A 21,835-nucleotide genomic window follows, 5' to 3' on the forward strand; every position below is an offset into this window, starting at 1 on the left:
CCCGATCGTGATCCTCAGGAGGGCGCGACCGGCACCGGGTCGGGGGTGCGCGTGCGGCGGGTGGCCAGCACGCAGCCGACCAGGATCACCGGCAACCCGACGGCGATGCCGACGGTGAACGGCTCGTCGAGCAGCAGCACCCCCAGCAGGACGGCCACGGCGGGGTTGACGAACGTGATGACCAGCGCCCGCTGCGGGCCCACCTCGCGGATCAGCCGGAAGAACAGCACCAGGGCCAGCGCCGTGCAGATGAGCCCGAGCGCGAGCACGGCGAGCAGGGCGTCGACCGGCGCTGCGGTCACCTGGTCCAGCCGCGGGACGGCGAACGGGGCGTAGACCAGCGACGTCACGACCAGCGCGACCGCCGCGGCCGCCACCCCGGGGACGTCGGCGAGCTGCCGGCTGATGACCAGCGGCGCCGTCGCGTACCCGACGACGGTGAGGACGACGGCGCCGATCGCCAGCAGCTGGGCCCCGCGGACGTCGAGCCCGAGCAGCGCGACGATGCCGACGACCCCCAGCAGCATCCCGCCGATGCGCACCCGCGACAGCTCCTCCTCACCGCCCAGCAGCCGGCCGGCCAGCGCGGCGACGAACGGCACGGTGGCCACGAGCAGCCCGGTGAGCGAGGAGGACAGCGACTGCTCGGCGATGCTCAGCAGCAGCCACGGGCCGGTCATCTCCAGCACGGTGAACGCCAGCAGCGCCCGCCAGTGCCGGACCAGCCCGCGCAGCTGCCCGCGGGCCACCACCAGCGGCACGAGGACGACCGCCCCCAGCACGCAGCGGCCGAACACGACCAGCACCGGGTCGAACTCCCCCACCGCGACCTTGATCAGCAGGTAGGGGATGCCCCAGATGACCGACATGGCGACGAACAGCGCCCAGCCCCGACGACTCACCGCGTCATCCTGCACCGGATCCTGTAACGGACCCCACCCGTTCGGACATGTAGGTGCGTGATGCCCGAGCGCGGACAGCCAGCACCACCCCGACCCACGTCCACCGCCGACCGGCTCGAGGAGGCGTACCGGGAGTCCGGCAGCGCCGTCCTCGGGTACGCCCTGCGCCGGTGCAGCTCCCGGGAGGACGCCCTGGACGTCGTGGCCGAGACCTTCGCGGCGGCGTGGCGGCGGCAGGCCGACCTGCCCGCGGACCAGGCCGACATCCGGCCCTGGCTGTTCGGCATCGCCCGGCTGTGCCTGGCGAACACCGCCCGCACCGCCCGTCGCTCGGACCGGCTGGGTCGACGCCTGGCCGAGGCGTTCACGCACGACGTCGTCCCGGATCCCTCGGACGGGCACGCGGGCGGTACCCGGGTGGTGCAGGCCCTCGCCGAGCTGTCACCCGACGACCGGGAGCTCGTCACGCTCATCGCCTGGGAGGGGCTGACGCCCACCGAGGCCGCCGGCGTCCTGGGTCTGCCGCCCGGGACCGCCCGGGTCCGGCTGCACCGCGCCCGCACCCGGCTGCGCACCGTCCTCTCCTCCCCGACCACCACGGAGTCCGACTCGTGATCACCGACCGCGACCTCGACGCCCAGCTCGCCGCGGCGGCACGGGTGCACGACGCCGACCTGCCGCCGCTGCCGCCGGCCTTCCTCGACGAGCTCCGCGCGCCGACGGAGGTCGAGCCCGCCTCGGTGCTGGCCGCCCGGCAGCTGGTGGACGACGCCCGCCGCACCCGCACGACGGCCCGCCGGCGTCCCCGTCGCCGCACCGTCGTGCGGCTGGGCGCGGTGGTCCTGGCGGTCGCCGCGGCCTGGACGACGGCCGTGCTGGTCACGCCCGGCGACACGGCCCCGCCCGCCGCCGCCCCGCCGACGACGACGGGTGCCGCGCCGAGCACCGTGGTCCAGGCACCGGGCTCGGCGCTGACCCTGGTGGCCACCGAGGCACCCACCTTCCCGCTCTCCCTCGACCCCGAGCCGGACGGGCTGACCGCCACCTTCAGCCGCTGGGGCGGCACCGCGTTCTACCCGGAGCCGCTGGTCTTCTCCGCCGACTACACGGCGTCCGACGGCAGCCGCTTCCTGCTCAGGCTCTTCCAGGACGACCCACGGGAGGCCGTCGACAGCGGCTGGTCGGTCGACGGCACCCCCGCGGGCACCGGCGACGTCGACGGGTCCCCGGCCGACATCCGGCAGGTCGAGGGCGGCGGCACCAGCGTGCTGTGGCAGCGCCCCGACGGCCGGTGGGTGCAGCTGCTGGGCGAGGGGTCCTACGACGACCGGGACGCCCTGCTCACGCTGGCCGGCACCGTCGTCGACCGCCCGCAGCCGGTGGGCCTGCAGTTCGGGCTCGCGCCGGCCGGGTGGACGGTGGGCGGCTACGAGGAGAGCCGCAGCCTGGACCTGGTCAGCGACACCGACCCCGCCCAGGTGCCGCTCCGGGTCAGCCTCACCGGCACCCCTGGACCCGACGTCACGGTCGACAGCTTCTTCGAGGGCCGCAGCCTCACCGGCGCGGTCGAGCAGGTGACCGTGCAGGGGCTGCCGGCCCGGCTCGGGCTGACCACCCCGGACGACGGGGACTCCTGGTTGCTCGCCGGCCAGGTCCCCGACGGGCGGCTGTTCCTGCTGCTCGCCCCGCCCGCGCTGACCCGGGACCAGGTGCTGCAGATCGGCGAGCAGGTCACGGTGACGGGCTGAGCCGGGTCACCACTCCGTGCGGACGGCCACCTCGATGCCGAGGGCCAGCACCGCGCCCAGCGCCAGCCAGACGCGGCGTCCGCGCGCGGGCAGGAACGCCGTCGCGGTCAGCACCCACACGTAGAACGGCAGCCAGATGCGCTCGGTCTCCCCGCGCACCAGGCCGGTCACGTCGCTGACCAGGATCCCGACCAGCGCGGCCAGCGGCAGCAGCGCCAGCCGGTGCCGGCGCAGCGACGCCAGACCCGCGATCGCCGCGGGGCCGACGGCCAGCAGCGCGACGGCCAGGTTGGAGAACAGGAAGAACCCCAGCGGCCGGTTGGCGTAGGAGGGGCCCGAGCGCACCCGCTCGCCGGCGGCGTGGAACCCGTCGAGCCACCAGTACCCGGCCAGGGCGAACACCGCGACGACGAGGAGGACGCCGACCGCCCCCACCCCGAGCACGCGGACCACCCCGCCCCACCCGAGCCGTCGCCGGTGCACCAGCACCACCACCAGCGCGATCAGCCCCAGCGCGGTCAGCCCGAAGGAGAGGAACAGCGCGAGCCCGAGCAGCAGCCCGCCGGCGAGGGCCTTCGCGTCGCGCCGCCACCCGGTCGAGACCGCCGCGGTGGCCAGGCCGGCCACGCCCCAGGCGGACACCCCGGCGAAGAACGCGTCGGCGCTGGTGGCCACCCAGAGCGCGAGCGGGGCCAGCACCAGGAACGGGGCGACCGACCGGGCCCGCACCTCGTCGGCCACGGCGCGCACCGCGACCAGGACGGCCGGGACGGCGAGGGCCCCGCCGGCGATGCACAACGCCGCGTCCCAGCCCAGGCCCGACAGCCCGAGCCGGTCCAGCAGCACGAAGGCCAGCAGCGCGCCCGGCGGGTGCCCGGCGACGTGGGTGGTCCACGGGTCCGCGGAGTCGGCCGGCACGAACTGGGTGAACGTGGACAGGAACGTGCCGATCGAGCCGACCCGCGGGACGTCGTGCGGGTACTCGTAGACCACCGAGAGCGGTTCGGTGAGCCGGTCGGGACCGCTGACCAGCGCCAGGGCCACCGCCCACCCGGCCGCGACCACCGCGGACCCCGCCGCCAGCACGCCGAACCGCACCCGCGCGGCCACCGCCGGGCCCACCAGCACCACCACCAGCCCGACCACGACCGGCGGCAGCATCCGCGCGCTCGGGTCCAGCGGGGCCCACTCCCCGCGGAGGAGGTAGCCGCCGAGCAGGTGCAGGATCGTCCCGCCCTCGGCCAGGTGGCGGCCGATCGTGGTCATCAGGGCGACGAACGCGCCAGCCGCGACGACGGCGACCGCGGGCAGCACCCGGCGCACCCGGGACGTGGACGGCTCCGTGCTGGTCACGCGGTCGGCCTGGCTGGTCACGAGGTCGGACTGTAGGTGCCGCGGATGAGCTCGGCCGGTCGGGCGATGAGTCCCGGGCCGCGCCGGGGTCCTCACCCCATGACCATCACCGGAGCACTGGCGAGCATGACCGTGTCCGACCTCGACCGGGCGGAGGCCTGGTACGGCGCGCTGTTCGGGCGCGCGCCCGACGCCCGGCCCATGGACGGCCTGCTCGAGTGGCACCTGCCCGGCGGTGCCGGTGTCCAGGTCTTCGCCGAGCCCGACCGCGCCGGGCGGTCCGGGGCCACCCTGGCCACCGACGACCTGGACGACGTCGCGCGCGCCCTCACCGCCGCCGGCGTCCACCACGACGGACCCCGGCAGGCGACGTCGTCCCGGATCCTGCAGCTGGCCGACCCGGACGGGAACCGGGTGGTGCTCACCGGGCGGTGAGGACCACCCGCGGTTAACGTCCTCGGGTGCCCGACGTCGTCTTCCCCTGCCTGGACGAAGCGGGGGCGCTCCCCTGGGTGCTCACCCGCCTGCCCGAGGGGTACCGGGCCATCGTCGCCGACAACGGCTCGACCGACGGCTCCGCGCAGATCGCCGCCGACCACGGCGCGACCGTCGTCCACGTGCCGCAGCGCGGGTTCGGCGCGGCCGCGCACGCCGGGCTGGAGGCCGCGACCGACGAGGTCGTCTGCTTCTGCGACGCCGACGCCTCGATGGACCCCGCCCAGCTCCCCCGGGTCGTGGGCCCGGTCGAGGCGGGCGAGGCCGACCTGGTGCTCGGCCGCCGCCGGCCCAGCTCGCGGGGTGCGTGGCCGGTGCACGCCCGGGTGGCCAACACCGCGCTGAGCGTGCTCATGCGCCGGCGCACCGGCCTGCGGCTGCACGACCTGGGCCCCATGCGGGCCGCCCGGCGCACCGAGCTGCTCGCGCTGGGCATCACCGACCGCCGGTTCGGCTACCCGCTCGAGATGGTCACCCGCGCCTCCGACGCCGGCTGGCGCATCCGCGAGCTGGACGTCGACTACCACCCGCGGGCCGACGGCACGAAGTCCAAGGTCACCGGCACCGTGCTGGGCACGGCGAAGACCGTGCGCGACATGTCCCGGGTGCTCGCCCGATGACCCAGCTGCTGGTCATCACCAAGGCCCCGGTGCCCGGGCGCAGCAAGACCCGGCTCACCCCGCCGTGCACCCCGCTGCAGGCCAGCACGATCGCCTCCGCGGCGGTGGGCGACACCCTGGACGTCGTCCGGGCCACGCCGGTCACCCGCCGGGTGGTCGCGCTGGACGGGGCCCCCGGCGACCTCGACCTGCACGACCTCGTCGTCGTCCCCCAGGTCGAGGGCGAGCTGGGCACCCGGTTGGCGGCTGCGTTCGCGGCGGCCATGGACGGCGACGGCGACCTGCCCACCCTGCTGGTCGGCATGGACACCCCCCAGATCAGCCCCGAGCTGCTGACCGACTGCCTGGCCCGTCTCGTCTCCGCCGGGCCGGGCACCGCGGTGCTCGGCACCGCCCCCGACGGCGGGTGGTGGGCGCTGGGCGTGCACTCCCCCGCCGCGGCCGCCGTCCTGCCCGACGTCCCGATGTCCCGCGACGACACCGCGGTCAACACCCGCGCGGCGCTGGAGCGGGCCGGGCTCACCGTGGTCGACCTGCCGCAGCTCACCGATGTCGACCACTGGCCCGAGGCCGTCGAGGTCGCCGCGCTGTGCCCCGAGGGCAGCCGCATGCGCCGCACCGTCGAGCAGATCGCCGCGACGCTCTGACCCGTCCGGGGAGGCCGCTCGGCACGAACGCTCCGGACAGGCACGCCACCAGCCGATGAGGAGTCTCGTGACGCGACCGCTGGACAAGGTGCTCGGGGCCAGGCTCCCCGACCCGCCCGACGCACTGCGCCGGGGTCCGCTCGCCGACGGCGCCTTCCCCAGCCCGCTGCACACCGAGCGCCGGGCGTCCCGGGTCGGCGTGTGGCTGGGCAGCGGGTTCGTCGTCTGCTTCCTCACCGGGCTGATCAGCCACCTGATCCAGCAGCCGCCGAGCTGGTTCGTCTGGCCGGCCGGCCCGGTGTGGCTGTACCGGGTCACCCAGGGCACCCACGTCATGGTCGGGCTCGCGCTGATCCCGTTGCTGCTGGTCAAGCTGTGGACGGTCTACCCCAAGCTCTTCAGCTGGCCGCCGGCGGCGACCCCGGCCAAGGCCGTGGGCCGGATCTCGATCCTGGTGCTGGTCGGCAGCGCGGTGTTCATGCTGGTCACCGGGCTGATCAACATCAGCCAGTGGTACCCGTTCGGCTTCTCCTTCAAGGTCGCCCACTACTGGACCGGCTGGGTCGCGGTCGGCGCCGTCCTCACCCACGTCGGCTCCTACGCCCCGCAGATCCGCCGCGGGCTGGCCCGCCGCGGCACCGCCGCCTCCGTCGCCGGCCTCTCCCCGGCCGAGGTGGACGCCGCCTACGCCACCACCGACGCCGAGGAGACCGGCGCGGTCAGCCGGCGGGCCTTCGTCACCACCGCGGCCGTGGCCACCGGCGCGGTGGCGCTGACCCAGTGGGGCCAGACGATCTCCCCGTTGGCCCAGGTCTCGGTGCTCGCGCCCCGCATCCCCGGCGTCGGCCCCCAGGGCCTGCCGGTGAACCAGACCGGCATCACGGCCGGCGTGACCGAGTCCGCCGTCGACCCCGCGTTCCGGCTCGTGGTCGAGGGCCCGACCCCGCTGAGCCTCTCGCTGGCCGACCTGCAGGCCTTCCCGCAGCACACCGAGCGGTTGCCGATCGCCTGCGTCGAGGGCTGGAGCGCCAGCGCCGACTGGACCGGCCCGCGGCTGCGCGACGTCCTCGACGCCGCCGGGCACCCCCGGGGCACCGTCGTGCACGTCGAGTCCATCCAGACCGGCGGGTCCTACCGGGTGTCCACCGTCGGTCGACCGCACTCCGCCAGCGACAAGACCCTGCTGGCGCTGCAGCTCAACGGCGTGGAGCTGGACATCGACCACGGCTACCCGGTCCGGTTGATCGCGCCGAACCGGCCCGGTGCCATGCAGACCAAGTGGCTGGGCCGGATCGCCCCCGGTGCCGCAGGGGTGGGCTCGTGACCGTCCTGAGCACCCCGCCGCCGGACCCCCGCTACGTCAGCGACGAGCGCCGCCCGCTGCGCTCGGCCCTGACCCCGTGGTGGCGCTGGCTGTTCCTCGTGCCCGGGCTGGTCGCGGTCGGCGTCGGCGCCTACGGCCTGTGGACCCACCTGAGCACCACCGCCCAGATCTCCTGGGGCATCTGGTTCGTCGGCAGCGCGCTGCTGCACGACCTGCTGATCGCCCCGCTGTGGATCGCCCTGGGGTGGCTGGCCGCGAAGGTGCTGCCGCGAGCGGCCCGCGCGCCGATGGTGGTCGGCGCGGCGCTCAGCGGATCGATCACCCTGGTGGCCCTGCCGTTCGCGCTCGGCTTCGGCGGCGACGAGGGCGACACCTCGTTCGAGACCCGCAACTTCACCGTGACGCTGGTGGTCGTGGTCGGCGTCGTGCTGGCGGTCAGCGCGGCGTGGGCCGCGCTGCGGGTTCACCGGGCGCGCGACTCCGCGTAGCGGGCGAACCGGCGCAGCGAAAGCCGGACGCCGGCCACGAAGGCCGGCTTCACCAGCGGCCACCCCAGCCGGCCCAGTGCGCCCAGTGGGAGGTCGAGGGTCTCGACCCAGACGAACGTCGAGCCGCCGGCGCGCTCGCGCACCTGGAAGCTGCCGGTGCCGCGCACGACCCGACCGGTGTGCCGGACGTCGACGACCGACGGCGGCTCCCAGCCGGTGATCGTCATCCGGTCCAGCACACCCAGCCGTCGTCCACCGGGCAGCGGCAGGCCGGTGCGCGCCTCGATGCGGCCGCCCACCCCCTGGGCCTCGCCGTCGACGGTCTCGACGTCGGTGAGCAGCATCCACTCGCCCTGGCTGGTCCAGTCGACCAGGGCGGCGAACACCTGCTCCGGGGGTGCGGCGACGTCCACGGTCTCGACCAGCTCAGGCACGGGGTGACTCCTCCTCGGCGACGACGGACGGCGGGGATGCCTCGAGGTCGGCCCGCAACCGGGCGATCTCGACGTCGCGCTCGTCGATGGTCTGCGCCAACTGGTCCAGCAGCCAGTCGACCTCGGTCATCCGGTACCCGCGCACGGTCACCGACACCTGCAGCGCCCGGACGTCGTCCCCGGTGACCGGCCGGTCGTCGGGCAGCTCGACCGGTGAGCGGTCCAGCTCCGCCGGGGGCTGGGTCTCGCCCCGCCCGAGCAGCAGCGCGGCACCCAGGAAGAGCAGACCCCCCACCAGCACCAGGCCGACGACGAAGACGACGAAGGTCAGCACCGGGTCACCCCTCGACCGGGGCGGGCTCGCCGGACTCCTGCCCCGCGGCGTCCCGCGCGGCCTCGGCCCGCTGGATCGTGGCGACGGCGTCCTCGACGGAGTCGGTGACCGTGATCAGGTCCAGGTCCTTCGGCGACACCGTGCCGTGCTCGACCAGCGTGCCGCGGATCCAGTCCAGCAGCCCCGACCAGTAGGCGGTGCCGAACAGGATCACCGGGAACCGGGTGACCTTGGTGGTCTGCACGAGGGTCAGCGCCTCGAACAGCTCGTCCAGGGTGCCGAACCCGCCGGGCAGGATCACGAACGCCTGGGCGTACTTCACGAACATCGTCTTGCGCACGAAGAAGTAGCGGAAGGCGATGCCGACGTCGACCCACTCGTTGAGCTCCTGCTCGAACGGCAGCTCGATGCCCAGCCCGACCGACATGCCGCCGGCCTCGCAGGCGCCCTTGTTGGCCGCCTCCATCGCGCCGGGCCCGCCGCCGGTGATGACTGCGTAGCCGGCGTGCGCGAGTGCGGCGCCCAGCTCGACCCCGGCGGCGTAGAACGGGTCGTCGGGCTTCGTGCGGGCGCTGCCGAACACGCTCACCGCGCGGGGCAGCTCGGCCAGCAGCCCGAAGCCCTCGACGAACTCGGACTGGATCCGCAGCACCCGCCACGGGTCGCCGTGCACCCAGTCCGACGGGCCGCGGGAGTCCAGCAGCCGCTGGTCGGTCGTCGTCCCCTCCCGGCGGGGGTCGGGCTCGCCGCCGCGCAGCTGGACCGGGCCCCGCGTGCGGGCCCGCCGGGTTCCGTCGCTCATGCCGTGCTCCCCGTGATGAATGAGATCAACGCGTCCTCCGCGGGCTGCAGCCGGTCGACCCGGACGTGCTCGCCGCGCTGGTGCGCCTGGTTCGGGTCACCGGGACCGTAGTTGACCGCCGGGATGCCGAAGGCGGCGAACCGCGCGACGTCGGTCCAGCCGAGCTTCGCCCGGGCCGGTCGGCCGACCGCGGCGACGAACGCCGCGGCGGCGGGCTCGGACAGGCCGGGCAGCGCACCGCCGGACATGTCGGTGACCTCGCACGTGACGCCGGCGGCCAGCGCGTCGGCGAACACCTCGCGGACGTGGGCCTCGGCGTCGTCCTCGTCGCGGTCGGGGGCGAACCGGAAGTTCACCGTCACCCGGCACTCGTCGGGGACGACGTTGCCGGCCACCCCGCCCTCGATCTTCACCGCGTTGAGGCCCTCGTGGAAGTGCAGCCCGTCGATGTCGACCTCGCGGGCCTCGTAGGCCGCCAGCGTCGCCAGGATCGGCGCCGCGCCGTGGATCGCGTTGCGCCCCAGCCAGGAGCGCGCGCTGTGCGCCCGCGTGCCCGGCACGGTGAGGACGACGCGCATCGTGCCCTGGCAACCGCCCTCGACGTCGCCGTCGGTGGGCTCGAGCAGGATCGCGAGGTCGCCGTACAGCCACCCCCGCAGCTCGCGGGCCACCCGGCCGAGGCCGTTCTTGACCGCCTCGACCTCCTCGTTGTCGTAGAGCACGAACGTCAGGTCGTGCGCCGGCTGCGCCCCGGGGACGCCGAACAACCCGGCCAGCCGCAGCAGCACCGCGTCGCCGGCCTTCATGTCGCTGGTGCCGCAGCCGAACAGCAGCTCCTGGCCGTCCACGGTCTCCAGGCGGCTGGGCACGTTGTCGGCGATCGGCACGGTGTCCAGGTGGCCGGCCAGCACGATCCGGGTGTCGCGGCCCAGGTCGGTGCGGGCCAGCACGTTGTTGCCGATCCGCACCACCTCGAGACCGCCGAGGGCACGCAGCGCGGCCTCGACCGCGTCGGCCAGCGGCTCCTCGGTGCCCGACACCGACGGGGTGTCGACCAGGGCCCGGGTCAGCGTCAGGACGTCGGCGGTCAGGTCCAGGCTCGGCACCGGGCCAGCCTAGGCGTCGGTAGCCTCGGCGCCGTGACTGATGCACCCGCCGGGGCCTCGGCCGTCGGCCTGGCCACCGTGACCACCGCCGGCGTCGTCCTCGACACCTGGTACCCGACCCCCGAGCTGCGGCCGGCCGCGACCACCGGCACCGAGCAGCTCGGCACGCTGGAGGTCGAGTCCGCGCTGGGCACCGACTTCGGGTCGCTGGTCCGGTTCGACGACGCCCGCGGCGTGGAGGTGGTCGGCGTCCGCACGACGATCGCCGACCTGTCGGCCGCACCGGTGGACGCCCACGACGTCTACCTCCGCCTGCACCTGCTGTCGCACCGCCTGGTCCGCCCGCACGGGCTGAACCTGGACGGTCAGTTCGGCCTGCTCGCCAACGTCGCCTGGACGTCGGCCGGGCCGGTCGAGGCGGCGGACTGGACGCCGGTGCGTGCGGCGAAGCTGCGGGCCGCGCACGGGCACGTCACGGTCACCCACGTCGACAAGTTCCCCCGGATGGTCGACTACGTGCTGCCCACGGGCGTGCGCATCGGCGACGCCGACCGCGTGCGGCTGGGCGCGCACCTGGCCGAGGGCACCACGGTCATGCACGAGGGCTTCGTGAACTTCAATGCCGGCACGCTGGGCTCCGCGATGGTCGAGGGCCGCATCTCGGCCGGCGTGGTCGTGGGCGCCGACTCCGACATCGGCGGCGGCGCCTCGATCATGGGCACCCTCTCCGGCGGCGGCAAGCAGGTCGTGTCGATCGGCTCGGGCTGCCTGCTGGGGGCCAACGCCGGCGTCGGCATCTCCCTCGGCGACAAGTCGGTCGTCGAGGCCGGGTGCTACGTCACCGCCGGCTCGCGCGTCACGCTGCCCGACGGTTCGGTGGTCAAGGCCGTCGAGCTCTCGGGCCGCCCCGGCCTGCTGTTCCGCCGGAACTCGGTCTCCGGGGCGCTGGAGGCCCTCCCCCGCGACGGCGACTGGGGCGCGCTGAACACCGCCCTGCACGCGAACTGAGGCTCAGGTCAGCCCGGCGGGTTCGGCCGGGGGCGTGGTGAGGTGCTCGAGGAGGGCGACCACGAACTCCTGCGGGCGCTCGACGTGCGGGGAGTGGCCGACGCCGGGCAGCACCACCTCGCGGTAGGCCCCGCCGGTCGCGGCGTAGCGGTCCAGCACGGCGCGGGTCTGGGTGACCATCGGCTGCGGCGGGAACTGCTCGGCCCCGGGCCACCCGGGCACGGCGCCGATCGACCCCAGGAACGCCAGGTCGAACGCCGACGTGTCGCTGACGACCTGGTCGGCCTCACCCCGGATCCAGAGCACCGGCGGCTTCACGGCCAGCTCGGTGATGCCCGAGACGTCGAAGACCGTCGGCGACATCGTGTTCAGCACCCCGCGCCCGCCCGGTGCCGCGCCCGGCCAGGCGTCGGTCGCCACGACGTCCCCGGGGTAGTTGTCCTCCCCGGTCGCGGTGGTCAGCATCGAGGCGACGAAGACGTCCTCCAGACCAGGGTCGACCGGCAGGCTGCCGGGGGCCACGTAGAACGCGCGCAGGATCGACCGGGGGCTGGTCGGGGCACCGGCCGTCGTGTCGCCGGCGGCCAGCGCGGCGACGAAGTCGGGGTTGGCACCGCCCGCCCCGGCACCGGTGCCGTCGGCGTGCACGCGGTGCCCGTCGGGCCCCGTCGTCCCGCCGAACCCGTAGGGCGACACCGGCGCGACCAGGGTCACCGAGGCGACCCGCTCGGCGTGGTCGAGCAGGTGCTGGAGGACGACGCCGCCACCCATGCTCCAGCCCACCAGGTGCACCCGCTCCAGGCCGAGCGCGGTGACCAGCGCGTCGAGGTCGTCGGCCCAGTCGCGCACCCCGCGGGTGGCGTCCACCGGGGCGGGGTCGGTGCCGCCGAAGCCGCGCAGGTCAACGGCGAGCGCCCGCCAGGCCGGGTCCAGCGCCTGCAGCGGCTGCTGCCAGAACAGCGCCGAGCTGACGTTGCCGTGCACGAACAGCACGGCCTCGCCGGCCCCGCGCGGGTCGACGTCCTCGCGGTGGAGCACCTGCTGGGTCAACCCGCCGGTCTCGACCAGGGTCGCCGTGATGCCGGGGAGCAGGTGCTCGGTCGGGGCGCTCGTCATGGCGCACAAGGTAGCCAGCCCGGGCCGTGTCCGGGACGGTTCCCGGCGCGTGCCCACCTACCCTGGGTGCGGTGACCAGCGCACGGCCGGCGGCCCGCCCCGCCACCGCGCGTCCCCGTCCCCGATCGACGGCCCGTCCGGCCGCCCGACGGAGGAAGCGTGCGGGGCGCATGGCCGGGCTGTGGGCCCCGCTGCTGGTCGTGGTGGTCGCCGTCGTCGGCCTCTCGTGGGACACCGACAGCCAGGGGGTGCCGCCGGTGGCCGGTCGCTGCACGGTCGCGGGGTCACCGGTGACCGTGACCAACGAGCAGGCGGCCAACGCCGCCACCATCGCCGCCGTCGCGCGCTCCCGCGGGCTGCCCGCCCGGGCCACGGTCATCGCGCTGGCGACGGCGCAGCAGGAGTCCCGGCTGCGCAACCTGTCCTACGGCGACCGCGACTCCCTCGGCCTGTTCCAGCAGCGGCCCTCGCAGGGCTGGGGCACCCCGGAGCAGGTGCAGGACCCGGTCTACGCCACGGGGAAGTTCCTCGACGGCCTGGTCGAGGTCCCCGGCTGGGACGCCGGTCGCCTCACCGAGGTGGCCCAGGCGGTGCAGCGGTCCGGGTTCCCGGAGGCCTACCAGCAGTGGGAGGAGATGGGCACCGCCCTGGCCACCGCCCTCCTGACGGACACCCCGGCCGCGCTGTCGTGCACCTTCACCCCGGCCGACGCCGCCGGCCCGGTGGACGCCCGGTCGGCCGCGGTCGCCGACGTCGTCCGCCGCGAGGCCGGCTCCCCCACGGTCCTGCCCGACGGCGTGGTGTCCGTGGCCGCCGCCGGGTGGCCCGAGGCGACCTGGGCGGTGGCGCACGCCCAGAACCTGCAGCTGACCCAGGTCCGGTTCGGCGAGTGGACCTGGACCCCGGACATCGGCTGGCAGCAGAACACCGGCCAGGACGCCGGCGGCCTGCTCCTGCAGCTCGCGGTCTAGGCGGTCAGCCGCTGCACGGCGGCGTCGACGCGCTCGTCGGTGGCGGTCAGCGCCATGCGGACGTGCCGCTGGCCCGCCGGGCCGTAGAACGACCCCGGCGCGACCACGATGCCCAGGTCGGCCAACCGGTCGACGGTGGTCCAGCAGTCCTCGTCGCGGGTGGTCCACAGGTACAGGCCGGCCTCGGAGTGCTCGATGCGGCCACCCCACGCCTCGACCGCCGCGCGCAGCCGCTCCCGCCGGGCGCCGTACCGCGACCGGGCCAGCTCGACGTGCGCGTCGTCGCCCAGCGCGGCGGCCGCGGCGGCCTGCACCGGACCGGGCACCAGCAGGCCGAGGTGACGGCGGGCCTCCCAGACCCGGGTGACCAGCGCCGGGTCGCCGGACAGCAGCCCCGCCCGGTAGCCGGCGGCCGTGGACTGCTTGGACAGCGAGTGCACCGCGAGCAGGCCCTCGTGCGAGCCACCGGCGACCGCGGGGTGCAGCACCGACGTGGGGACGACGTCCCAGCCCAGCTCGACGTAGCACTCGTCGGCCACCACCGGCACCCCGCGCGCGCGGCCCCAGGCGACCCAGGCCCGCAGCTCGTCGGGGGTGAGCACCCGGCCGTGCGGGTTGCCCGGGGAGTTCAGCCACACGAGCACCGGGTCGGCGACGTCCTCGGGCGGCACGTCGCTGCGCAGCACCCGCAGGCCCGCGACGACCGCGCCGACCTCGTAGGTCGGGTAGGCGACCTCGGGGATCACCACGGTGCCGCCCTGCAGGCCGAGCAGGGTCGGCAGCAGCGCCACCAGCTCCTTGGACCCCACGGTGGGGATCACCGACGGGGTGTCGCCCAGCGGGTCGGCGACGGTGACCCCCAGCCGCCGCTGCAGCCAGTTCGCGGCCGCGAGCCTCAGGTCGGTCGTGCCGAGCGCGGTCGGGTAGCCCGGCGCGTCGGACCCGGCGGCCAGCGCCGTCCGCAGCACGTCGGGGGTGGGGTCCACCGGGGTGCCGATGGACAGGTCGACCACGCCCCCCGGGTGCTGCGCCGCCCGCGCGCGGGCCGGGCGCAGCGAGTCCCAGGGGAAGTCCGGCAGCGTGCGGGAGCTCACTCCCCCTGCGGCGGCAGGGCCGCGACCAGCGGGTGGTCCTTGTTGATCTTCCCGGTGCGGGCGGCGCCGCCCGGGCTGCCCAGCTCGGAGAAGAACTCCACGTTGGCGTTGTAGAAGTCCTTCCACTTGTCCGGGACGTCGTCCTCGTAGTAGATGGCCTCGACCGGGCACACCGGCTCGCACGCGCCGCAGTCGACGCACTCGTCGGGGTGGATGTAGAGCATCCGGTCGCCCTCGTAGATGCAGTCCACCGGGCACTCGTCGATGCACGCCTTGTCGAGGACGTCGACGCAGGCCTGGGTGATGACGTAGGTCACGGGGTCCCTCCGGGGGTAGGACGAAGCTGCGACCAGTATGGCGTCCGGTACGGCAGCATCGAGGTCAGGGTTGCCTATCCCGCCGCCCGGGAGGAGGACCGTGGGACAACGACGGAGTCCGCTGGACGTCGCCGAGCTGGAGCTGCTCGCCGCGCGGGGCTGGCAGGGCTCCGAGACCCAGCCGCTGGGCCGGTGGCTGCTGCGCGCCGGCGGGGGCGGCTTCACCAGCCGCGCCCACTCCGCGCTCGCCGTCGGCGACCCGGGGATCCCGCTGGCCGAGGCCGTCGACGTCGTCGCCGACTGGTACGCCGAGCGCGGCCTGCGCCCCTGCGTGCAGCTGCCCGGCCGGCAGGCCCGCGCCGCCGACACCGCCTTCGCCGCGGCCGGCTGGGAGCGCGACGAGGACACGCTCGTGCTCACGGTCGAGCTCGACGACGAGGAGCCGGGCCCGCGGGCCACGGTGGCCGTCACCGCCGACCCCGACGAGGAGTGGCTGACCGCCGCCCGGCAGCACGGCGACCCGCTCCCCGCGGGCGCGGCCGCCGTGCTCGGCAACGCCGACCGCACGGCCTTCGCCTCGGTCCGGGACGTCGACGGCACGGTCGTCGCCGTCGCGCGCGGGGTGCTGACCGACGACTGGCTGGGCATCACCGCGGTCACCGTCGCCGAGCGGGCCCGCCGAGGCGGGCTGGCCACCTCGCTGACCCGCGGGCTGCAGTCCTGGGCCGTGGACGGCGGTGCCCGCTGGTGCTACCTGCAGGTGGTCGGCGGCAACACCGCGGCCCGGGCGCTGTACCGACGGCTCGGATTCATCGAGCACCACCGCTACCACTACCGGCGCGCACCGGTCGGCTGAGCACCCGGCCGACCGCGAACGACGCGAACAGCACGCCGACCAGCAGGAACGCCAGGCCCACCAGCTGGGTCGCGGTGGTCGCGCCGGTGATGAGCAGGTCGCCCTCGGATCGGCGCACCGAGGCGCCGACCGCGATCACCACCCACACCGCCGCGGGCAGCAGGGCGATCACCCGTGACCCCGACAGCCGGTGCGCCCAGGTGACCAGCAGCAGGTTGCCCAGCGCCGCGCCGACCACCGAGAGCGGGACCGGCACCGGGCCGATCCGCAGCGGCAGCCACAGCACCTCGACGACGGCCAGCCAGGCGGGGACGACGAGGGCCAGCACCGCCCACCCGGCCGTGCGCAGCGCGGTCACAGCCCGGCGAACAGGTCGGTCTCCCACCCCTGCGGTCCGGCACCCGGGCCGCGGTCGCCGCGCACCAGCCGGTAGTACTCGGTGGTGAGCACCTCCTGGCCCAGGTTGTTGGACAGGGCGAAGAACCCGCCGTCCAGGGTGAGCTGGGTGGCGTGCGCCGCCATGCCGGCCGCCTTGCGGTCGCGGTACGCGGCGCCGTCCAGCTCGCAGGTGACGTCCTCGTCGGCTGCCGCGAAGGGGATGTCCCGGGCGTCGGTGACGCCGACGTAACCGGTGTCGGCGGCGGCGAGGGCGTCCAGGCCGCGCTGCAGCACCGAGACGGGCACGCACGTCCAGTACAGCTTGGCCACGTCGTGCGCCGGCCCCAGCTCCGGTCGGTAGCCCGGCGCAGCCGCGGCCGCGACGGCGGCCATCGTGACCCGGTGGGCCTGGATGTGGTCCGGGTGCCCGTAGCCGCCGTGCTCGTCGTACCCGACCACCACCTGCGGGCGCACCTCGCGGAGGACGGCCACCGCGGCCGCCACCGCCTCGTCGGGGTCGGCGTTCCAGAACGCCCGCGGGTGGTCGTTGGCCGGCGTGCCGATCATGCCCGAGTCGCGCCACCGGCCGGTGCCGCCCAGGAAGCGGTGGTCGGTCACGCCCAGGGCGGCCATCGCGTTCGCCAGCTCGACGATCCGGTAGCCGCCGAGCTGGTCGGCCTGGTCGGCGGCGAGCCCGGCGAGCTCGGGGACCAGGATCTCGCCCTCCTCGCCCAGGGTGCAGGTGAGGAGGGTGACGTGGGCGCCCTCGGCGACGTACCGGGCCATCGTGGCCCCGTTGTTGATCGACTCGTCGTCGGGGTGGGCGTGCACGAGCAGCAGGCGACGGTCGGCGATCACCTGCGCCATTGAACCGGAACGGCAGCGGGGGCCGGCGACGAGCCGACCCCCGCTGCGTGCGAGCTGGACCTGCAGGATCCGTGGACTACGAGGTGAACCCGATGTCCTGGTACCGGACCGAGGCGAAGCCGACGGCCCCGTAGTTGGCCAGGTTGTCGACCTGGGCCTTGAGGTCGGGACGCTGGTACAGGGTCAGCGAGTGGACCTCCTCCCAGATCAGGGTGTCGATCTGGTTGCCCAGGTCGCGGGCGGCGTCGGGGTCCAGCTCCGAGGTCGCCTGGGCGAACAGGTCGTCGATCTCCCGGCTGCCGACCCGGGCGTAGTTCTGCTGGATGTCGTCGCCCTGCACCTGGCCGTAGATCGACTGCGAGGAGCTGATGGGGAACGGCGTGCCCAGCCACGAGAACACGGTGAAGTCGAAGTCGCCGGTGTTCACGTAGTTCTCGAAGAAGTCGCCGCTGGGGACGGTCTCGATCTGCACGTCGGCACCGACCTCGGCCAGCATGCCCTGCACCAGTTCGGCCTCCTGCTGGCTGGTGGCCACCGCGGCGGGGATGACGAACCGGATGGTCAGGCTCTGACCGTCCTTCGTGCGGGTGCCGTCGCCCTCGCGGGTCCACCCGGCGTCGTCGAGCTCCGCGTTGGCGGCGTCCACGTCGACGTCGGAGAGGTCACCGGCGTTGTCCTGGTACCCGTCCTGGTTGGTCATGAAGATGTGGTTGTCCAGCTTCACCGCATCACCGCCCAGCGGCCCGAGGAGCGCGTCGGCGATCGTCTGCCGGTCGATGGCCAGGCCCAGGGCGTGCCGGACGGCGACGTCGGACAACACCGGGGAGGTGCTGTTCATGGTGATGTGCCGGAAGTTGGGGCCACCGGCCCGGCGGATCGTGACGCCGTCGATGCCCTGCGCGCGGGTGTACTTGTCGACGTCCGGGCCGATGTCGATGAAGTCGATCTCGCCGTTGGCCAGCGCGTCGATCTGGGCGTCACCGTCGATGACGCGGAAGACGATCGAGTCCAGGAGGGGCGCGTCACCCCACCAGTCGGCGTCGGGGACGAGGGTGACGGTCTGCGCCGTGGTGTCGATGCCGCCGAGCTCGAACGGGCCCGCGGTCACCGGGATGCCGGTGGTCCAGCCGGTGTTGAACACCGCCGGGTCGTCGTTGGTCGACGCCGGGTAGAGCGGGGCGTACAGGGCCTGCCAGTCGGCGTAGGGGTTGGCGAAGGTGACCACCGCCTGCCGCTCGTCGGTGCCCTGCTCGACCGAGGCGATCTGGTCGTAGCCGTTGGTCGCCGAGACGTTGAACTCGGGGTTGGTGCCGTTGAGCGCCTTCCACTGCGAGATCAGGTCGGCGGCGGTGATGTCGGTGCCGTCGGACCAGACCGCGTCCGGGTTGATCGTGTAGGTGATGACCTGGGGGTCCTCCGACGTCAGCTCGATGTCGGAGAAGTAGTCCGCGTTCACCGTGGGGGTGCTGTCGGCGGCGAAGTCGAACGCCGCGGGCAGCACGGCGCTGATGACGTCGGCGGTGTCCCTCAGCGTGCCGTCGAGCTGGTTGTAGTTGAAGTTCGGCGGCAGCTCGGTCAGTGGCCAGCGCAGGTCGCCGCCCTGGGTGAGGTCGGCGCGGTCGACCGGGTTGATGTCGTTGGCGGTGGCCTCGGTCGGGGTACCCCCGCCACCGGAGTCGTCGGACCCGGATCCGCCGGAGCAGCCGGACAGCACCAGGGCCGCGGCCGCCACGGCGGCGACGGCGGCGAACGGACGTCGAACTCGTCTCAAAGGTCACTCCGGGGTGCGTGCGTGATCGGTGGGATCACTGGTCAGCGGGCCGCCGGCCCATGGGCTGTGTCGAGGCTATGCAGCACGGCTAAGGATCGGGTCACGTCCGGGTAACGAAAGCCACGACGCCCCGGGCGGCGCACCTCAGCCCGGGACGACGGTGCGCTCGCGGGCGAAGTGGCAGGCCGAGGCGAGCCCCGGCACGTGCTCCACCAGCGCCGGGTCCTCCTCGGCGCAGCGCTGCTGCTGGCCGGGCTCCAGCTCGACGAACAACGGGCAGCGGGACCGGAACCGGCACCCCGAGGGCAGGTTCGCCGGGTCCGGGAGGTCGCCGCGGACCAGGATCCGCTCGCGCTGCCGCTCGGCCACCGGGTCCGGGATGGGGACGGCCGACAGCAGTGCCTGGGTGTAGGGGTGCGTGGGCCGCTCGAAGATGTCGTCGGCGTCGCCCACCTCGACCAGCCGGCCCAGGTACATGACCGCCACCCGGTCGGCGATGTGCCGCACCACCGACAGGTCGTGCGCCACGAACAGGTAGGCCAGCCCCAGGCGGACCTTGAGGTCCTCCAGCAGGTTCAGCACGCCGGCCTGGATCGAGACGTCCAGCGCCGAGACCGGTTCGTCGAGCACGAGCAGCTTGGGCTCCAGGGCCAGCGCCCGGGCGATGCCGATGCGCTGCCGCTGCCCGCCGGAGAAGTCGGCCGGGTAGCGGTTGGCGTGCTCGGGGGCCAGCCCGACCAGCCGCAGCAACTCGCCGACCCGCGCCGCGCGCTCGGCCCGCGGGACGTCGAAGGACCGCAGCGGCTCGTCGATGATGTCCCCGACCGGCAGGCGCGGGTCCAGGGAGGACAGCGGGTCCTGGAAGACGACCTGGATGTCGCGCCGCAGCTCCTTGCGCTCACGGCGCCCCAGACCGGCGACGTCCTTGCCGTGCACGACGATCGAGCCCTCGGCGGGCGCCTGCAGGCTCAGGACCTCCATGATCGTCGTGGTCTTGCCCGACCCGGACTCGCCGACCAGCCCGAGCGCCTCGCCCTCGCGGATGTCGAAGCTGACGCCGTCGACCGCGCTGACCGACCCCACCTTGCGGCGCATGACCGCACCCCGGGTGATGTCGAACCGCTTGGTCACCTCGCGGACCTCCAGGACGGCCGGGCGCTCGGTCCGGGCCACCAGGCCGCGCGCCTGCGCGAGCACCGGTGGCGGGAACACCGGCACGCCGTCGATCGAACCGTCGACGATCTCGTCCGCCCGGTGGCAGGCGGCCGACCCCACCGCGGTCGGGGTGAGCTCCGGCTCGACCTCCCGGCACACCGGCAGCACCACCGGGCACCGGCTGGCGAACGGGCACCCGGGCTCCAGCCGGCTGACGTTGGGCGGGGACCCCGAGATCGGGGTCAGCGTCTGCCCCGGCCGGTCCAGCCGGGGCACCGAGCCCAGCAGCCCGATGGTGTACGGCATGCGGGGGGCGGCGTACACCGGCCCGACCGGACCCTGCTCGACGGCCTTGCCGGCGTACATGACCAGCACCCGGTCGGCGATGCCGGCCACCACCCCGAGGTCGTGGGTGATCATCACGGTGGCGGCGTTGGTCAGCTGCCGCGCGGTCTCCAGCAGCTCGAGCACCTGCGCCTGGATGGTCACGTCCAGCGCGGTCGTCGGTTCGTCGGCGATCAGCACGTCGGGGTCGTTGGCGATCGCCATGGCGATCATCACCCGCTGCCGCATGCCCCCGGAGAACTCGTGCGGGAATGCCTTGGCCCGCTGGGCTGCGTTCGGGATGCCCACGCTGTCGAGCAGCTCGACAGCGCGCTGGGTGGCCGGGCCCGCCGCGAGCCGCTGGTGGATGCGGATGGTCTCGGCGATCTGGTCACCGACGGTGTAGACCGGCGTCAGCGCCGACAGCGGGTCCTGGAAGACCATCGCGATGTCGTTGCCGCGGATGCGGGCGAGCTCGCCGTCCGGGCGGCCCAGCAGCTCCACCCCGCGCAACCGCACGCTGCCGGTCACCCGGGCGTTGCGCGGGAGCAGACCCATGACCGCCAACGAGGAGACCGACTTGCCCGACCCGGACTCCCCCACGATGCCCAGGACCTCACCGGGGGCCAGGTCGTAGGCGACCCCGCGCACCGCCGGGACGTCGCCGTCCTCCCCGCCCGGGAAGACCACGCCGAGGTCGCGGACGGACAGCAGCGGCACCTGGCTCACGTCGTCGCCCACGTCGCTCACTTCGTACCTCCGGCCCGGCTGGACGCCGGGTCCAGCGCGTCGCGCAGGGCGTCCCCGATGACGCTCACCGCCAGCGTGGTGGCGACCAGCAGGCCACCGGCGAACAGGAACAGCCAGGGGAAGGTGAACGCCGACCGGGTGCCCGACGCGATCAGGTTGCCCAGCGAGACGTCGGGCGGCTGCACCCCGAAGCCGAAGTAGGACAACCCCGTCTCGGCGATGATCGCCGTGGCCACCGCGATGGTCGCGTCGATGATCAGCAACGAGGACATGTTGGGGATCAGGTGGCGAAAGATGATGCCGGCCGAGGAGACCCCGGAGTAGCGGGCGGCGAGCACGAACTCGCGTTCCTTGAGGCTCAGCGTCATCCCGCGCACGATCCGGGCGGTGATCATCCAGGCGAAGATGGCGATCAGGAAGACCAGCACCAGCCAGCCCGCGCTCTGGAAGGCCGGGCTGATGATCGCCACGACCAGGAACGACGGGATGACCAGCAGCAGGTCCACCCCCCACATCAGCGCGCGGTCCACCCAGCCGCCGAAGTAGCCGGCGCAGGCCCCGACCACCGCGGCCAGCCCGGTGGAGATGAGCGCGACGAGCAGCCCGATGATCAGCGACTTCTGCAGCCCCCGCATGGTCTGGGCGAACACGTCCTGGCCGATCTGCGTGGTGCCGAACCAGTGGTCCGGGGACGGCGGCTGCAGGAACGCGGTGTAGTCCTGGGTGCTGTAGGTCCACCCGGTGATGGCCTGGTAGATCACCGGCCCCAGGAAGGCCCCGACGAACATCAGCACCAGGACGCCCAGCGCGACCATCGCCCCCCGGCGGCGCCGGAACCGGCGCAGCACCAGGCTGCGGCGCCCGCGGACCACCACGGCGCTGGGGGCCTTCTGACCGGGGTGGTCGGAGACGGCCGCGTCGTCGGCGACCACCAACGGATCGGCAGGTGCGCTCACGGTTCCTCCTCGCCTCGGA

General features: G+C 74.5%; 24 protein-coding genes. 10 read left to right on the forward strand and 14 right to left on the reverse strand.

Annotated features, from left to right (window positions below; all coding sequences use genetic code 11):
• Window positions 1-14 precede the first annotated feature (14 nt).
• Entirely contained in the window at window positions 15-902 is an 888-nt protein-coding gene (locus BLS67_RS01180; protein WP_091238167.1) for a DMT family transporter, read from the reverse strand.
• A 60-nt stretch (window positions 903-962) separates the two neighbouring features.
• Between BLS67_RS01180 and BLS67_RS01185 the strand changes: the two genes are divergently transcribed.
• Together BLS67_RS01185 and BLS67_RS01190 are read left to right on the forward strand one after the other, a co-directional pair.
• Window positions 963-1,517, forward strand: a complete 555-nt coding sequence (locus tag BLS67_RS01185) for an RNA polymerase sigma factor (RefSeq protein WP_091238170.1) — start codon at window positions 963-965, stop codon at window positions 1,515-1,517.
• A complete protein-coding gene (locus tag BLS67_RS01190) occupies window positions 1,514-2,650 on the forward strand; it encodes a hypothetical protein (RefSeq protein ID WP_091238173.1) in 1,137 nt (378 codons plus the stop codon). Before BLS67_RS01185 ends, BLS67_RS01190 begins: the two co-directional genes overlap by 4 nt.
• A gap of 6 nt (window positions 2,651-2,656) precedes the next feature.
• Here BLS67_RS01190 and BLS67_RS01195 read toward each other — a convergent pair whose 3' ends face one another.
• Window positions 2,657-4,024: a hypothetical protein gene (locus tag BLS67_RS01195; protein ID WP_091238176.1), complete on the reverse strand. Its 1,368-nt coding sequence runs from the start codon at window positions 4,022-4,024 to the stop codon at window positions 2,657-2,659.
• A gap of 78 nt (window positions 4,025-4,102) precedes the next feature.
• On the opposite strand from BLS67_RS01195, the gene BLS67_RS01200 reads away from it, so the two are divergent.
• From BLS67_RS01200 to BLS67_RS01220, 5 genes are all read left to right on the forward strand, one after another.
• On the forward strand, window positions 4,103-4,438 hold the full coding sequence (locus tag BLS67_RS01200) for a VOC family protein (protein WP_091238178.1): 336 nt from the start codon (window positions 4,103-4,105) through the stop codon (window positions 4,436-4,438).
• 26 nt (window positions 4,439-4,464) lie between these two features.
• The gene (locus BLS67_RS01205; protein WP_091238181.1) at window positions 4,465-5,118 is read left to right on the forward strand and encodes a glycosyltransferase family 2 protein; all 654 of its coding nucleotides are present in this window, start codon (window positions 4,465-4,467) and stop codon (window positions 5,116-5,118) included.
• Window positions 5,115-5,765: a TIGR04282 family arsenosugar biosynthesis glycosyltransferase gene (locus tag BLS67_RS01210; RefSeq protein ID WP_091238185.1), complete on the forward strand. Its 651-nt coding sequence runs from the start codon at window positions 5,115-5,117 to the stop codon at window positions 5,763-5,765. Before BLS67_RS01205 ends, BLS67_RS01210 begins: the two co-directional genes overlap by 4 nt.
• A 67-nt stretch (window positions 5,766-5,832) precedes the next feature.
• Complete coding sequence (locus tag BLS67_RS01215) at window positions 5,833-7,089, forward strand: molybdopterin-dependent oxidoreductase (protein WP_091238188.1); 1,257 nt, start codon at window positions 5,833-5,835, stop codon at window positions 7,087-7,089.
• Complete coding sequence (locus BLS67_RS01220; RefSeq protein WP_091238191.1) at window positions 7,086-7,577, forward strand: hypothetical protein; 492 nt, start codon at window positions 7,086-7,088, stop codon at window positions 7,575-7,577. Before BLS67_RS01215 ends, BLS67_RS01220 begins: the two co-directional genes overlap by 4 nt.
• Here the strand turns inward: BLS67_RS01220 and BLS67_RS01225 are convergent.
• From BLS67_RS01225 to dapE, 4 genes are read right to left on the reverse strand one after another with little or no spacing between them, the layout of a single operon-like run.
• A complete protein-coding gene (locus BLS67_RS01225; protein WP_091238194.1) occupies window positions 7,553-8,011 on the reverse strand; it encodes an SRPBCC family protein in 459 nt (152 codons plus the stop codon). The two genes, BLS67_RS01220 and BLS67_RS01225, sit on opposite strands and share 25 nt — an antisense overlap.
• On the reverse strand, window positions 8,004-8,345 hold the full coding sequence (locus tag BLS67_RS01230; RefSeq protein ID WP_242653697.1) for a DivIVA domain-containing protein: 342 nt from the start codon (window positions 8,343-8,345) through the stop codon (window positions 8,004-8,006). Before BLS67_RS01230 ends, BLS67_RS01225 begins: the two co-directional genes overlap by 8 nt.
• Before the next feature lie 4 nt (window positions 8,346-8,349).
• Complete coding sequence (locus BLS67_RS01235; RefSeq protein WP_091238198.1) at window positions 8,350-9,147, reverse strand: LOG family protein; 798 nt, start codon at window positions 9,145-9,147, stop codon at window positions 8,350-8,352.
• On the reverse strand, window positions 9,144-10,253 hold the full coding sequence (gene dapE, locus BLS67_RS01240; RefSeq protein WP_091238203.1) for a succinyl-diaminopimelate desuccinylase: 1,110 nt from the start codon (window positions 10,251-10,253) through the stop codon (window positions 9,144-9,146). Before dapE ends, BLS67_RS01235 begins: the two co-directional genes overlap by 4 nt.
• Window positions 10,254-10,286: 33 nt before the next feature.
• On the opposite strand from dapE, the gene dapD reads away from it, so the two are divergent.
• Window positions 10,287-11,261, forward strand: coding sequence for a 2,3,4,5-tetrahydropyridine-2,6-dicarboxylate N-succinyltransferase (gene dapD / locus BLS67_RS01245; RefSeq protein WP_091238209.1), 975 nt, complete (start codon window positions 10,287-10,289; stop codon window positions 11,259-11,261).
• 3 nt (window positions 11,262-11,264) lie between these two features.
• On the opposite strand, the gene BLS67_RS01250 is transcribed toward dapD, so the two are convergent.
• Entirely contained in the window at window positions 11,265-12,377 is a 1,113-nt protein-coding gene (locus BLS67_RS01250; protein WP_091238212.1) for an alpha/beta fold hydrolase, read from the reverse strand.
• A 71-nt stretch (window positions 12,378-12,448) separates the two neighbouring features.
• Between BLS67_RS01250 and BLS67_RS01255 the strand changes: the two genes are divergently transcribed.
• Window positions 12,449-13,348, forward strand: a complete 900-nt coding sequence (locus BLS67_RS01255; protein WP_242653699.1) for a hypothetical protein — start codon at window positions 12,449-12,451, stop codon at window positions 13,346-13,348.
• On the opposite strand, the gene dapC is transcribed toward BLS67_RS01255, so the two are convergent.
• Together dapC and fdxA are read right to left on the reverse strand one after the other, a co-directional pair.
• On the reverse strand, window positions 13,345-14,442 hold the full coding sequence (gene dapC, locus BLS67_RS01260) for a succinyldiaminopimelate transaminase (RefSeq protein WP_091238218.1): 1,098 nt from the start codon (window positions 14,440-14,442) through the stop codon (window positions 13,345-13,347). The genes BLS67_RS01255 and dapC overlap by 4 nt on opposite strands.
• Window positions 14,439-14,759: a ferredoxin gene (gene fdxA / locus BLS67_RS01265; protein ID WP_091238221.1), complete on the reverse strand. Its 321-nt coding sequence runs from the start codon at window positions 14,757-14,759 to the stop codon at window positions 14,439-14,441. The genes dapC and fdxA overlap by 4 nt, the downstream gene beginning before the upstream one ends.
• Window positions 14,760-14,859: 100 nt before the next feature.
• On the opposite strand from fdxA, the gene BLS67_RS01270 reads away from it, so the two are divergent.
• Window positions 14,860-15,615 carry a GNAT family N-acetyltransferase gene (locus BLS67_RS01270; protein ID WP_091238224.1) on the forward strand — a complete coding sequence of 252 codons (756 nt, stop codon included), beginning with the start codon at window positions 14,860-14,862 and terminating at the stop codon, window positions 15,613-15,615.
• On the opposite strand, the gene BLS67_RS01275 is transcribed toward BLS67_RS01270, so the two are convergent.
• The 5 genes from BLS67_RS01275 to BLS67_RS01295 form a co-directional block, all read right to left on the reverse strand.
• Complete coding sequence (locus BLS67_RS01275) at window positions 15,569-15,973, reverse strand: hypothetical protein (RefSeq protein ID WP_091238227.1); 405 nt, start codon at window positions 15,971-15,973, stop codon at window positions 15,569-15,571. The genes BLS67_RS01270 and BLS67_RS01275 overlap by 47 nt on opposite strands.
• Window positions 15,970-16,860: an N-acetyl-1-D-myo-inositol-2-amino-2-deoxy-alpha-D-glucopyranoside deacetylase gene (gene mshB, locus BLS67_RS01280; protein WP_091238228.1), complete on the reverse strand. Its 891-nt coding sequence runs from the start codon at window positions 16,858-16,860 to the stop codon at window positions 15,970-15,972. Before mshB ends, BLS67_RS01275 begins: the two co-directional genes overlap by 4 nt.
• Before the next feature lie 76 nt (window positions 16,861-16,936).
• Entirely contained in the window at window positions 16,937-18,631 is a 1,695-nt protein-coding gene (locus tag BLS67_RS01285; protein ID WP_091238232.1) for an ABC transporter family substrate-binding protein, read from the reverse strand.
• 144 nt (window positions 18,632-18,775) lie between these two features.
• The gene (locus BLS67_RS01290; protein WP_242653701.1) at window positions 18,776-20,860 is read right to left on the reverse strand and encodes an ABC transporter ATP-binding protein; all 2,085 of its coding nucleotides are present in this window, start codon (window positions 20,858-20,860) and stop codon (window positions 18,776-18,778) included.
• On the reverse strand, window positions 20,857-21,816 hold the full coding sequence (locus tag BLS67_RS01295; RefSeq protein ID WP_242653703.1) for an ABC transporter permease: 960 nt from the start codon (window positions 21,814-21,816) through the stop codon (window positions 20,857-20,859). The genes BLS67_RS01290 and BLS67_RS01295 overlap by 4 nt, the downstream gene beginning before the upstream one ends.
• Window positions 21,817-21,835 lie beyond the last annotated feature (19 nt).

The sequence above is a fragment of the Klenkia soli genome, from assembly GCF_900103975.1.
Lineage (GTDB): Bacteria > Actinomycetota > Actinomycetes > Mycobacteriales > Geodermatophilaceae > Klenkia > Klenkia soli.

What these genes read in the sequence shown, in the direction of transcription:
- BLS67_RS01185 (WP_091238170.1), top strand. Translation starts at nt 963, where the DNA reads ATGCCCGAGCGCGGACAGCCAGCACCACCCCGACCCACGTCCACCGCC.
- BLS67_RS01235 (WP_091238198.1), bottom strand. Translation starts at nt 9,147, where the DNA reads ATGAGCGACGGAACCCGGCGGGCCCGCACGCGGGGCCCGGTCCAGCTG.
- BLS67_RS01250 (WP_091238212.1), bottom strand. Translation starts at nt 12,377, where the DNA reads ATGACGAGCGCCCCGACCGAGCACCTGCTCCCCGGCATCACGGCGACC.
- BLS67_RS01210 (WP_091238185.1), top strand. Translation starts at nt 5,115, where the DNA reads ATGACCCAGCTGCTGGTCATCACCAAGGCCCCGGTGCCCGGGCGCAGC.
- mshB (WP_091238228.1), bottom strand. Translation starts at nt 16,860, where the DNA reads ATGGCGCAGGTGATCGCCGACCGTCGCCTGCTGCTCGTGCACGCCCAC.
- BLS67_RS01200 (WP_091238178.1), top strand. Translation starts at nt 4,103, where the DNA reads ATGACCATCACCGGAGCACTGGCGAGCATGACCGTGTCCGACCTCGAC.